Source organism: Actinotalea ferrariae CF5-4, from assembly GCF_000603945.1.
In the GTDB taxonomy this organism is placed as follows: domain Bacteria; phylum Actinomycetota; class Actinomycetes; order Actinomycetales; family Cellulomonadaceae; genus Actinotalea; species Actinotalea ferrariae.
Genome location: NZ_AXCW01000136.1, coordinates 1 through 11,584 on the forward strand (window position 1 = coordinate 1; position 11,584 = coordinate 11,584).

Sequence of the window (11,584 nt, forward strand, 5' to 3'; positions counted from 1 at the left end):
CCGCCCGACGGCGCGCAGGGCGACGGGCACGACGACGGCGCGGGGCTCGCGCTCGAGCCCGCGGGCCCGTGCGGCGTCCCGGACCTCCGCGGCCGACCGGGCGAGCTCGGGGACGGTACGGATCATGAGCCCCAGGGCCAGCGCCACGAGGTCCGGACGCAGGCCGAGCCGGCCCAGCGGCCGCAGCGCCCGGGTCAGCGCGTCGAGCATCCGGTCGGCGCGCGTCGTCGCGGTGACGACCGTGGCCGCGAGCACGAGGCTCACGAGGTCCAGCCCGACCTCGAGCGCCGTCGCCGGTCCCCTCTGCCACAGCTGGTAGGCCGCGACGACGCCCGCCGTGACGAGCACGGGCAGCAGCGCTCGCGCCGTGGGGGCGACGGGCAGCCGTCCGACGGCCGCGGCGACGAGCGCGACGCCGAGCAGCGCGACGGCGGAGGCCGGTCCGGTGAGGGCGACGACGGCGATCCCCAGGACGGCGAGCGCGGCGGCCTTCACGCCGGGCGAGGCCCGGTGCAGCGGCGTGTCCCCGGCGTGGTAGAGCCCGAGCGGACCCGCCCAGGGCGGTCGCAGGTGGCGGTCCCGTCGCGTCATCGGGGCGGTCCGCCGGTCATGAGCCCGACGTAGCGGGCCACGGCGGCGCCCGGGTCGCCGTCGTGGACCACCCTGCCCTCGTCGACGACGAGCACGCGGTCCGCACGGGCGGCGGCCTCCAGGTCGTGCGTCACCTGGACGACCTGCTGGTCGAGGCCGTCGAGCAGGTCGTCGACCACGCGCTTCCACCGCAGGTCCAGGAGCGTCGTGGGCTCGTCGCAGACCAGGATGGTCGGCTCGGTGGCCAGCACGCCGGCGAGGGCGAGCAGCTGCTTCTGGCCTCCCGAGAGGGCGTGCACGGGCACCTCGGCGCGGTCCGCGAGGCCGAAGCGGGCGAGGACCTCCCGGGCACGACGCGTCCGCTCCTCCGGGGCGAGGTCGAGGCGCCGCAGGGACAGCGCCACGTCCTCGACCGGCGTCGGCAGCACCAGCTGGGCGTCCGGGTCGGTGAAGCAGAAGCCCACCTGCCGCCGGACCTGCGTGCCGTCCCGCACCGTGTCCAGGCCGTCGACGGTGACCGTCCCCGCCGACGGCCGCACGAGCCCGTTGAGCAGGCGCGCGAGCGTCGACTTCCCCGAGCCGTTCGCCCCGATGACGGCGATCCGTCGCTCGGTGAGGGTGCACGTCGTCGGGTGCAGGAGCGTGACGACGGCCGCCCGGCCGTGCGCGTCCGGCGGGCCGTACGCGGTCACGGTCGCGCCGACGAGCTCGATCACCGGGCGGTCACCTGCGGCGGGGCGGCGGGCCGCGGCGTCGTCGGCGTCGTCCTCAGCCCCGGCGTGCCAGGTCCGGGAACGCACGGAACACGGCCGTGGCGACGACCGCGGCCAGCGCGTTCTTGATCAGGTCACCCGGGAGGAAGACGGCGCCGGCGGCGACCGCCTCCCCGGCGGACATGCCCAGGCGTGCACCCATGACCGAGATCCCCAGGGGGTGGATGACCAGCAGCGACGCGGCCATGAGCGAGCCGAACACCGCGAAGGGCCGGACGCCGGGACGCAGGCCGTGCGTGCGGTGGACGAGGAACCCGGCCAGCGCGGCCGCGATCGGGAACGCCAGGAGGTACCCCAGCGAGGGCTTGCCGAGCACGCCCAGGCCGCCCGTGCCCTGGGCGAAGACGGGCAGCCCGGCCAGGCCGACGGCGAGGTAGAGCAGGACGGCGAGCGCCCCGCGCCGGGCGCCGAGAACGGCGCCGACGAGCATGACGCCGAACGTCTGCAGCGTGATCGGCACCGCCATGTTCGGCACCGTGATGGAGCCGAGTGCGCAGACGGCGACGAACGCGGCGCCGGTGGCGACGAGAGCCAGATCGGTGGCCACGGACGTGCGGGCGGCCGGCGCGGGCACGGGGGCGGCGCCCGGCGCGCCGATGCTGGCGGCGGCGGACTCGGGTTCGGGCACGAACGACATGGATCTCCCCTGGGGTGGGTCGGGCGGAGCGCGTGGGTGGTCACGCTAGCCGGTCGTAGGATGAGTCTCGTTTGTGCCCGGCCACAAGAGGGCCGCGGACCGCTGGGAGGAAACCTCAGCAGGGCGCACCGAGAACCCCACCGAGACCCCACCGAGTACCCCAGGAGACGGACCCCGCGTGATCACTGCCCACGACCTCGAGCTGCGCGTCGGCGTGCGGACCCTGCTCAACCCCACGTCGTTCCGGATCGGCGCGGGTGACCGGATCGGCCTCGTGGGCCGCAACGGTGCGGGCAAGACCACGCTGACGAAGGTGCTGTCGGGGGAGACGCTGCCCACCGCGGGCCGGGTGACCCGCGGCGGCGACGTCGGCTACCTGCCGCAGGACCCTCGCACGGGTGACCTGGACGTGCTCGGCATGGACCGGATCCTCTCGGTGCGCGGCCTGGACGAGATCGTCCGCTCGATGCGCAGCACCGAGGGCGCCATGGCCAGCGCCGACGACGCGACGCGGGACGCCGCGATGGAGCGGTACAGCCGGCTGGAGGAGCGGTTCACCGCCGCCGGTGGCTACGCCGCCGAGTCCGAGGCGGGCCGTATCGCCTCCAACCTGGGCCTCGACGAGCGCGTCCTCGGTCAGCCCCTGGGGACGCTGTCCGGCGGTCAGCGCCGGCGCGTCGAGCTGGCGCGCATCCTGTTCTCCGGAGCGGACACCCTGCTGCTGGACGAGCCGACGAACCACCTCGACGCCGACTCCATCGTGTGGCTGCGCGACTACCTCGGGAGCTACGCGGGGGGCTTCCTCGTCATCAGCCACGACGTGGGTCTCGTGCGACAGACCGTCAACAAGGTCTTCCACCTGGACGCCAACCGCGGCGAGATCGACCAGTACAACCTCGGCTGGGACGCCTACCTCGAGCAGCGCGAGGCGGACGAGCGTCGGCGCAAGCGCGAGCGCGTCAACGCCGAGAAGAAGGCCGCCGCGCTCAAGGCACAGGCGGACAAGATGCGGGCCAAGGCGACCAAGGCGGTCGCAGCGCAGAACATGGCCAAGCGCGCCGACCGGCTCCTGGCGGGTCTGGAGGGCGAGCGCGCCGCGGACAAGGTGGCCAAGCTCCGGTTCCCGGACCCCGCCCCCTGCGGCCGGACTCCGCTGACCGCGACCGGGCTGAGCAAGTCCTACGGCTCCCTGGAGGTGTTCACCGACGTCGACCTCGCCGTCGACAAGGGCACCCGCGTCGTCGTCCTCGGCCTCAACGGGGCCGGGAAGACCACCCTGCTGCGCCTGCTGGCCGGGGTGGAGGAGTCCGACACGGGCGAGGTCGTGCCGGGGCACGGGCTCAAGCTGGGCTACTACGCGCAGGAGCACGAGACGCTCGACACGGAGCGGACGGTCGTGGAGAACCTCCGGCACGCCGCGCCGGACCTGACGGACACGCAGGTCCGGTCCGTCCTCGGGTCCTTCCTCTTCTCCGGGGACGATGCGGACAAGCCCGTGCGGGTGCTGTCCGGTGGTGAGAAGACCCGGCTGGCCCTCGCGACCCTCGTGGTCTCCGCCGCGAACGTCCTGCTGCTGGACGAGCCGACCAACAACCTCGACCCGGCGAGCCGTGAGGAGATCCTCGGTGCCCTGCGCCAGTACGCCGGCGCCGTCGTCATGGTCAGCCACGACGAGGGGGCCGTGGCGGCCCTGCATCCCGATCGAGTGGTGCTCCTGCCCGATGGGGACGAAGATCTGTGGAACGACAGCTACGCGGACCTCATCTCGCTCGCGTGAGCTCGCCCCCCGTCGGAGCCACGGCAGGGGGCGGCGCCGACGGCCGTGCCCGCCGGCGTGCCGCAGGGACAATGGCAAGAAGGGGAAACCATGAGCGCGAAGCTCCCGAAGGGATCACGGATCACCGGCGACAGCAGGAACGACCTGGCATCGTCGCTGGTCCAGAGGTACGAGCGCGGCGAGAGCATCCGCTCTCTCGCGGATGAGATCGGACGGTCCTACGGGTTCGTCCACGGCGTGCTCGCGGAGTCCGGGGTCGCCATGCGGTCCCGCGGCGGCGCCACGCGCGGCGCCGCGGCCGAGGCCCGGCGGCAGGCTCTGCGCGAGGCGCGCGCCTGAAGCACCGACGTCCGCGGACCCTGCGCCGGGTCCGCGGACGTCGGCGTGTCAGGGGTCCTGGCGCCGCACGGTCTGCGCATCCAGGAGGGCGTCCTCCTCCTCCTCCGCGGTCGGACGACGCCGACGTCGCGGGGCCGGACGCGAGACCGGCACGACGTCGGCCGACGCGCCGAGGCTCGCGGGGACGCCCGCCGCCTCCGCCGCCTCGGCGGCGTCGCGGCGCTCCTTGCGCCGCAGGACCAGCGGTGCCGCAAGGGCTCCGAGGGCGAAGACCCACCACTGGAAGGCGTAGGACAGGTTCGTGCCGAGGCTGGTCGCCGGCGCCGGCAGGCGGCCCAGGCCCTCGGCCGGGGCGCCGTCCTCGGTGACCAACCCCCCGTAGAGCGGCAGGGCCACGCCGTCGGGCCACTCCGGGGGCGTGCCCGACGCCGCGCGCACGTCCTCGACCACGATCTCCTGGACCTGGCCCGGTGGGGCGTCCCGGCCGGAGGACCGCTCCTCCTGCCGGAGGCGGACGACGACCTCCACGGGGTCCTGCGGGGCGCGCGGGGCGAGCAGGGTGCTCTCGTCCTCACCGCTGCGGACCCAGCCCCGGTCCACCACCAGGACGGCGCCGTCGAGGGCACCGCCCTGGACGAGGAGCGGCTGCAGGACGTGCAGCGCCGGCCGCCCCGAGACCGGCCGGTTGCGCAGCAGCACCGGCTCGCCGACGTAGCGGCCGGACACCGCCGCGCGCCGCCACACCGCGTCCGGCGGGAGCGGCGTGCCCGGCTCGACCAGGTCCGCGAGGTCACCGACCGGCGCCGCGAAGTTCCGCTCGACGACGGCGACGGCGGCGCTGCGCTCGGCGTGCCGGCTCCACTGCCAGACGCCGGCGGCGACGCACCCCGCGGCGACCAGGACGGCGACCAGCACCGTCAGCGCCCAACGCCGCCGGTCCTCCGCCGGGTCGCCGCCCGTCCCGGCGTGGTCGTCGGCGCCGGGCACCGGGGCGTCGTCGTCCGCGCGCGGGAGCGCCGCGGGTTCGGGCGTCGAGGGCGGAGCGGTCATGGGTCCAGTGTCGCCGACGGTCCGGCGTGGATCGTGCGCGAGCTCCACGTCGGTGACGTCGACACGGGCGCGCTCGGTCCGGGGCGGTCCGTGACCGTTCAGCCGTCCGCCGCGTCGAGGTCGCCGACGGCCACCGTGTCACGGTGGAACCCGCGGGCCTCGAGGAAGTGCTCGAGGTGGCCGCGGTGGTCGTCGCACGCGAGCCAGACCTTGCGACGGTCGGCGGTGTGCAGGCGCGGGTTGTTCCAGCGCAGTCCCCACGAGGCCCCCTCGCGGCAGCCCTTCGCGCTGCAGACGATCTCCGGTGCCTCGGTCACCGGCGGTCGCCGTCCCACGTGGGCGTGGCGGGCCGGACGGGCGGTACGGGGCCGGTCGGGGAGACGACCGGCTCGTCGGGCCCGAAGGTCATGACCGGCCCGGACGGGCGGCTCGGCAGCGCCCGCGGGTCGGCCGCGCCGTCCACGTACGTCTCGGGGTCGGTCGCCCGCTCGCGCCCGGCGTTGGCGATGACCACGGCGATGTACGGCAGGAACACCGCGCCCGCGACGAGGATCCAGCGCGTCCAGTGGTCCAGGACCACCGCACCCAGGAAGCAGACCACGCGCGTGCTCATCTGGAGCATGTAGCGCTTGTTCCGGGCCGCGATGTCCTCCTGCAGGGAGGTGCGCGCGCTGGTGATCCGCACGACCTCCTCCACCGCGGGGCGCGTGCCGCGACCAGCAGAGGGGCGTGGGCCTCCGCTCGGGAGGCCGGGGATGACGGTCACAGGTCGATCGTACGGCGGGGCCGGGGCCGGGTGGCCGCCCGGGGCCCCCGCCCACCTCAGGGTGGGCTCAGCCGTCCAGCGGTCGCCGCCGCGGCGTCGGGCGTGCGTCCGCTACGGTCGGCTGCGGCCTCGGCCCGACCCGGTCGAGCGTCCGCAGCAGACCCGCAGCAGATCCGCAGCAGACCCGCGGAGCAGACCCGCAGAGCAGACAGGAGCCCACCGTGGCGCAGACGACCACCGGCCCGCGCAGCGTCCTGGTGACCGGGGCCAACCGGGGGATCGGCCGTGCGATCGCCGAGCGCTTCGTGGCGGCGGGTGACCGCGTGGCGACCATCTACCGCAGCGGCGACCTGCCCGACGGCGTGCTCGGCGTGCACGGCGACATGACCGACACGGCCGCCGTCGACGCCGCCTTCACCGAGGTCGAGCAGGCGCACGGGCCCGTCGAGGTGCTCGTCGCCAACGCCGGCATCACGCGGGACCAGCTCCTCATGCGCATGACGGACGAGGACTTCGAGCAGGTGGTCGACGTCAACCTGACGGGGACGTTCCGCTGCGTGCGGCGGGCGAGCAAGGGCATGATCCGGCTGCGCCGGGGCCGGATCGTCCTCATCTCCTCGGTGGTCGGCCTGTACGGCGGCCAGGGGCAGGTCAACTACGCCGCGTCCAAGGCAGGGCTCGTGGGCATGGCCCGCTCCATCACCCGCGAGCTGGGCGGGCGGGGGATCACCGCCAACGTGGTGGCCCCCGGCTTCATCGACACCGCGATGACCGAGGCGTTGCCGCAGGAGCGGCAGGACGCCTACCGTGCAGCGATCCCGGCCGGCCGCTTCGCGCAGCCGGCCGAGGTCGCCGGGGTCGTGCACTTCCTGGCGTCCGACGACGCCGCCTACATCAGCGGCGCCGTCATCCCGGTCGACGGCGGCCTGGGCATGGGCCACTGACCGCACCACGCTGCAGCGCACCGGACGCGCTCCGGTGAGCGCATCCCCAGTCGGAGGTCGGCCGCGGCCGACGGAGTCCCGGAGGAAACGTTGGGTCTGCTCGAGGGCAAGAAGCTCCTGGTCACCGGGGTGCTGATGGACTCGTCCATCGCGTTCCACGTCGCGCGGCTCGCGCAGCAGGAGGGCGCCGAGGTCGTGCTGACCTCCTTCGGCCGCCAGCTGCGGCTCACCCAGGCGATCGCCAAGCGTCTCCCGCACGAGGCGCCCGTGGTGCAGCTGGACGTGACGGACGCGGACGACCTCGCGGCGCTGGCCGACCGCGTGCGCGAGCACGTCGGGCACCTCGACGGCGTGGTGCACTCGATCGGCTTCGCGCCCCAGTCGGTGATGGGCGGCAACTTCCTCGCGGGGCAGTGGGACGACGTGGCGACCGCCGTGCACGTGTCGGCGTACTCCCTGAAGGCCCTCGCGGTCGCGGCGCAGCCGCTGCTGCAGCGGGGGTCCGCCGTCGTGGGCCTGACGTTCGACGCGCAGTACGCCTGGCCCGTCTACGACTGGATGGGCGTGGCGAAGGCCGCCTTCGAGGCGACGGCACGCTACCTGGCGCGGGATCTCGGACCCGAGGGGATCCGGGTCAACCTCGTCTCCGCCGGTCCGGTCCGCACGACGGCGGCGAAGTCGATCCCCGGGTTCGAGACCATGGAGGACGGCTGGGCCGGCCGTGCACCGCTCGGCTGGGACACCAAGGACCCCGAGCCGACGGCCCGCGCCGTGGCGGCGCTGCTGTCGGACTGGTTCCCGGCGACGACCGGCGAGATCGTCCACGTCGACGGCGGCTTCCACGCGATGGGTCTCTGAGGTGGGCGCGGCCCGTCGGCTGGTCCTCCTGCGGCACGCGAAGGCCGAGACGCCCGCGTCGCTGAGCGACGAGATGCGGCCGCTGGCGCTGCGCGGGCGGCGGCAGTGCGCCGACGTCGCGGCCTACCTCCGCACGGCGGGCCTCGTGCCCGACGCCGTCCTGGTGTCGTCCGCCCTGCGGACCCGTCAGACCTGGGAGCTGGTGTGCTCGGCCCTCGGGGACGACGTGCCGGCGCAGGTCGAGGTCACCGACCGCCTGTACCTCGCGGGCGTCCGCGAGCTGCTCGAGCTCGTCCGCCAGGTCGACGCCGGCGTCGGCACCCTCCTGGTCGTCGGCCACGAGCCCACCGTCTCGGCCACCGCCTCCGGTCTGGCCGGCCAGGGTGAGCCGGAGCACCTGGCGCAGGTGCGGACCGGGCTGTCGACCGCCGCGGCGGCGGTGCTGGAGACGGACGTCCCGTGGGCGGACCTCGGCGCCGGCGGCGCGCGCCTGCTCGACGTGTCCCGACCCCAGCACTAGCCGGACGCGCCCAGGCGCTGGCCGGACGCCCCCGTGCGGTCGCGCCCGTCAGGCCTCGAGCCCGAGAACCTCCAGGACCGCGTCGAGCGGCTTGCCCAGCACCGCCACGTCGGCCTGGTCGCAGACCACGGGCTTGGCGTTGAAGGCGATGCCCAACCCGGCGGCCTCCAGCATGAGGAGGTCGTTCGCGCCGTCCCCGATCGCCACGGTCCGCTCGAGCGGCACGCCCTCCGCGGCGGCGAACTCCCGCAGGGCCTCCGCCTTCGCCTCGGCGTCCACGACGGGTCCGGTCACCCGTCCGGTCAGCCGGCCGTCGGCGACCTCGAGGCGGTTCGCGCGGACGAAGCGGATCCCGAGGCTCTCGGCGAGCGGCTGGACGACCTCGAGGAACCCGCCCGACACCACGCCGACCGGCCATCCTGCGGCGTGCAGCGCCGCGACGAGCCGCTCCGCGCCGGGGGTCAGCTCGACCTCACGCCGGACGTCCTCGAGGACCGAGACGGGCAGGCCCTCGAGTGTCGCGACGCGTTCCGTGAGGGACCGCCGGAAGTCGATCTCCCCGCGCATCGCGCGGTCGGTGATCTCCGCGACGCGCTCGCGGCTGCCGGCGTGGCCGGCGAGCATCTCGATCACCTCGCCGGTGATGAGCGTGGAGTCCACGTCCGTGACCACGAGCCGACGCTCGTGAGGGGCAGGCTGGCCGGGGCTCGTCACGGCGCGAGGCTAGCGCGGGCCGCCCGGCGCCGGGCGGTCGTCCCGCACCGTGGCGGGCGGCTCAGCGCCGGACGACCGTGCCCTTCGGGACCACCGTGATGCCCGACTCGCTCACCGTGAAGCCGCGGGCGCGGTCGTGCTCCACGTCGAGCCCGACCCGGGCACGCTCCTCGACGACGACGTCCTTGTCGAGGATCGCGCGGTGCACCTGCGCGTGCCGGCCGACGGTCGAGCCGTCCATGACCACGGAGTCGCTGACCGACGCCCACGAGTGCAGGTACACGCCCGGGGACAGGACCGAGCCCGTCACGGTGGCGCCCGAGACGATGACGCCGGGGGAGACGATGGAGTCCGCGGCGTGACCGAGCCGGCCGGGCCCGGCGTGGACGAACTTCGCCGGCGGCAGGCTGGTGATGCCGGTGTAGAGGGGCCACTCGTCGTTGTAGAGGTTGAACACCGGGTTGATCGAGATGAGGTCGATGTTGGCCTCGTAGTACGCGTCGAGCGTCCCGACGTCGCGCCAGTAGTGGCGGTCGCGGTCGGTCGAGCCGGCCACGTCGTTGCGGATGAAGTCGTACACCCCGGCCGTCCCGCGGTCGACGAAGTACGGGACGATGTCCCCGCCCATGTCGTGCTTGGAGCGCTCGTTCTCCGCGTCCAGGGTGACCGCCTCGACGAGCGCGTCCGCGTTCGCCACGTAGTTGCCCATCGAGGCGAGCACCTCGTGCGGCGCGTCGGGCAGGCCCTCGACCTCGGTCGGCTTCTCCAGGAACGCGTCGATGCGGCGCGGGTCCTCCGAGTCGACCTTGATGACGCCGAACTGGTCGGCGAGGCCGATCGGCTGGCGGATGCCGGCGACCGTGAACTCCGCGCCCGAGTCGATGTGGGAGTCGACCATCTGGGAGAAGTCCATGCGGTAGATGTTGTCGGCGCCGACGACGACCACGATGTCCGGGCGCTCGTCCTGGATGATGTTGAGGCACTGGTAGATCGCGTCGGCGCTGCCGAGGTACCAGTGCTTGCCGACCCGCTGCTGGGCCGGGACGGGCGCGACGTAGTTGCCGAGCAGCGGCGACATCCGCCAGGTCCGTGCCACGTGCCGGTCCAGGCTGTGCGACTTGTACTGCGTCAGCACGACGATCTGCAGGTACCGGCTGTTCACGAGGTTGGACAGGGCGAAGTCCACCAGTCGGTACAGCCCCCCGAACGGCACCGCGGGCTTGGCGCGGTCCTGGGTGAGCGGCATGAGCCGCTTCCCCTCGCCGCCGGCCAGGACGATCGCAAGAACTCGTGGCGCTGCCATGACACCGACCATAGAGCGTGGCTCTGATCACGACCATCCTGTCCGGCCCCTGGAGCGCTAGCGTGTCGTTGTGCGAGTCGATCTGCTGACCAGGGAGTACCCGCCCCACGTCTACGGCGGTGCCGGAGTCCACGTGGCCGAGCTCAGTGCGGTGCTCCGCCACCACGTCGAGGTGCGGGTGCGCTGCTTCGACGGGCCGCGCACCGAGGCGGGGGTGCACGGCTACGACGTCCCGTCCGAGCTGACCGACCACGACGCCGTCCTGCGGACGTTCGGCGTCGACCTGCTCATGGCCGGTGACGCCGCGGGGGCGGACCTCGTGCACTCCCACACCTGGTACGCGAACCTCGCCGGCCACCTGGCGGGGCTGCTGCACGGCGTCCCGCACGTCGTGAGCGCCCACAGCCTGGAGCCGCTGCGTCCGTGGAAGGCCGAGCAGCTCGGGGGCGGCTACGCCCTGTCGGGCTGGGCCGAGCGGACGGCCTACCTCGGCGCGGCCGCGGTCATCGCGGTGAGCGCCGGCATGCGCGCGGACATCCTGCGCTGCTACCCCGACATCGACCCCGACAAGGTTCACGTCGTGCACAACGGCATCGACCTGGCCGGCTGGCGACGGCCGGAGGGGGAGGCGGTGGCGCGCGCCGAGCAGACCGTGCGCGGCCTGGGGATCGACCCGGAGCGGCCCGCCGTCGTCTTCGTCGGCCGGATCACCCGCCAGAAGGGCCTGCCCTACCTGCTCCGCGCCGCGGAGGCCCTCCCGCCCGAGGTGCAGCTCGTGCTCTGCGCGGGCGCCCCGGACACGCCGGAGATCATGGCGGAGGTCACCGGTCTGGTGGACCGGCTGCGCGAGCGCCGCGACGGCGTCGTCTGGATCGAGCAGATGCTGCCGCGCGAGGAGCTCGTCGCGGTGCTGTCGGCCTCGACCGTGTTCGTGTGCCCGTCGGTCTACGAGCCGCTCGGCATCGTCAACCTCGAGGCCATGGCGTGCGGGCTGCCCGTCGTCGGCACGGCGACGGGGGGCATCCCCGAGGTGGTCGACGACGGCGTCACGGGTCTGCTCGTCCCCATCGAGCAGGTCCAGGACGGGACGGGCACGCCGGTCGACCCGGACCGCTTCGTCGCGGACCTGGCCCGCACCCTCACCGAGGTCGTCTCCGACGAGGCGCGCGCCGCCGAGATGGGCCGGGCCGCGCGCACGCGGGTCGAGGACCACTTCGCCTGGGACGCGATCGGCGAGCGCACGCTCGAGGTGTACCGCTCCGTCCTGCGCTGAGCGGCGGAGGTCTGCGCTGAGCCCTGATCCACCGGTCCC

General features: G+C 74.3%; 14 protein-coding genes. 6 read left to right on the plus strand and 8 right to left on the minus strand.

Annotation, left to right across the window (positions count from 1 at the left end):
* The 3 genes from N866_RS12145 to N866_RS12155 all read right to left on the minus strand — a co-directional run.
* The coding region (locus N866_RS12145; protein ID WP_034226707.1) for an energy-coupling factor transporter transmembrane component T family protein at positions 1-591 on the minus strand (591 nt) is incomplete at its 3' end.
* Positions 588-1,307, minus strand: a complete 720-nt coding sequence (locus N866_RS12150; protein WP_034226726.1) for an energy-coupling factor ABC transporter ATP-binding protein — start codon at positions 1,305-1,307, stop codon at positions 588-590. The genes N866_RS12145 and N866_RS12150, both read right to left, overlap by 4 nt.
* Before the next feature lie 52 nt (positions 1,308-1,359).
* Positions 1,360-2,001 carry a biotin transporter BioY gene (locus N866_RS12155; protein WP_081802607.1) on the minus strand — a complete coding sequence of 214 codons (642 nt, stop codon included), beginning with the start codon at positions 1,999-2,001 and terminating at the stop codon, positions 1,360-1,362.
* 178 nt (positions 2,002-2,179) lie between these two features.
* Between N866_RS12155 and N866_RS12160 the strand changes: the two genes are divergently transcribed.
* Both N866_RS12160 and N866_RS12165 read left to right on the plus strand, forming a co-directional pair.
* Positions 2,180-3,778 carry an ABC-F family ATP-binding cassette domain-containing protein gene (locus tag N866_RS12160; RefSeq protein WP_034226710.1) on the plus strand — a complete coding sequence of 533 codons (1,599 nt, stop codon included), beginning with the start codon at positions 2,180-2,182 and terminating at the stop codon, positions 3,776-3,778.
* Positions 3,779-3,868: 90 nt separating this feature from the next.
* Positions 3,869-4,117 carry a helix-turn-helix domain-containing protein gene (locus N866_RS12165; RefSeq protein ID WP_034226712.1) on the plus strand — a complete coding sequence of 83 codons (249 nt, stop codon included), beginning with the start codon at positions 3,869-3,871 and terminating at the stop codon, positions 4,115-4,117.
* A gap of 48 nt (positions 4,118-4,165) precedes the next feature.
* Here the strand turns inward: N866_RS12165 and N866_RS12170 are convergent, their stop codons facing one another.
* The 3 genes from N866_RS12170 to N866_RS19950 form a co-directional block, all read right to left on the minus strand.
* Positions 4,166-5,167: an SURF1 family protein gene (locus N866_RS12170; protein WP_081802608.1), complete on the minus strand. Its 1,002-nt coding sequence runs from the start codon at positions 5,165-5,167 to the stop codon at positions 4,166-4,168.
* A gap of 98 nt (positions 5,168-5,265) precedes the next feature.
* Positions 5,266-5,484, minus strand: a complete 219-nt coding sequence (locus tag N866_RS12175) for a hypothetical protein (RefSeq protein ID WP_245612577.1) — start codon at positions 5,482-5,484, stop codon at positions 5,266-5,268.
* Positions 5,481-5,852, minus strand: a complete 372-nt coding sequence (locus tag N866_RS19950; protein ID WP_245612578.1) for a DUF3099 domain-containing protein — start codon at positions 5,850-5,852, stop codon at positions 5,481-5,483. The genes N866_RS12175 and N866_RS19950 overlap by 4 nt, the downstream gene beginning before the upstream one ends.
* A 302-nt stretch (positions 5,853-6,154) precedes the next feature.
* Here N866_RS19950 and N866_RS12185 point away from each other — a divergent pair, with 302 nt between their 5' ends.
* The 3 genes from N866_RS12185 to N866_RS12195 all read left to right on the plus strand — a co-directional run bounded on the left by N866_RS12185 (position 6,155) and on the right by N866_RS12195 (position 8,255).
* A complete protein-coding gene (locus tag N866_RS12185; RefSeq protein ID WP_034226716.1) occupies positions 6,155-6,877 on the plus strand; it encodes a beta-ketoacyl-ACP reductase in 723 nt (240 codons plus the stop codon).
* Positions 6,878-6,967: 90 nt separating this feature from the next.
* The gene (gene fabI / locus N866_RS12190; RefSeq protein ID WP_034226718.1) at positions 6,968-7,735 is read left to right on the plus strand and encodes an enoyl-ACP reductase FabI; all 768 of its coding nucleotides are present in this window, start codon (positions 6,968-6,970) and stop codon (positions 7,733-7,735) included.
* A 1-nt stretch (position 7,736) separates the two neighbouring features.
* Positions 7,737-8,255: a SixA phosphatase family protein gene (locus N866_RS12195; RefSeq protein WP_034226720.1), complete on the plus strand. Its 519-nt coding sequence runs from the start codon at positions 7,737-7,739 to the stop codon at positions 8,253-8,255.
* A gap of 48 nt (positions 8,256-8,303) precedes the next feature.
* Here the strand turns inward: N866_RS12195 and serB are convergent, their stop codons facing one another.
* A complete protein-coding gene (gene serB, locus N866_RS12200; protein ID WP_034226722.1) occupies positions 8,304-8,969 on the minus strand; it encodes a phosphoserine phosphatase SerB in 666 nt (221 codons plus the stop codon).
* A 61-nt stretch (positions 8,970-9,030) separates the two neighbouring features.
* Positions 9,031-10,272, minus strand: a complete 1,242-nt coding sequence (gene glgC / locus N866_RS12205) for a glucose-1-phosphate adenylyltransferase (RefSeq protein WP_034226734.1) — start codon at positions 10,270-10,272, stop codon at positions 9,031-9,033.
* 70 nt (positions 10,273-10,342) lie between these two features.
* Here glgC and glgA point away from each other — a divergent pair, with 70 nt between their 5' ends.
* Complete coding sequence (gene glgA, locus N866_RS12210; protein ID WP_034226724.1) at positions 10,343-11,545, plus strand: glycogen synthase; 1,203 nt, start codon at positions 10,343-10,345, stop codon at positions 11,543-11,545.
* Positions 11,546-11,584 lie beyond the last annotated feature (39 nt).

What these genes read in the sequence shown, in the direction of transcription:
- N866_RS12155 (WP_081802607.1), bottom strand. Translation starts at nt 2,001, where the DNA reads ATGTCGTTCGTGCCCGAACCCGAGTCCGCCGCCGCCAGCATCGGCGCG.
- N866_RS12165 (WP_034226712.1), top strand. Translation starts at nt 3,869, where the DNA reads ATGAGCGCGAAGCTCCCGAAGGGATCACGGATCACCGGCGACAGCAGG.
- glgC (WP_034226734.1), bottom strand. Translation starts at nt 10,272, where the DNA reads ATGGCAGCGCCACGAGTTCTTGCGATCGTCCTGGCCGGCGGCGAGGGG.
- N866_RS12170 (WP_081802608.1), bottom strand. Translation starts at nt 5,167, where the DNA reads ATGACCGCTCCGCCCTCGACGCCCGAACCCGCGGCGCTCCCGCGCGCG.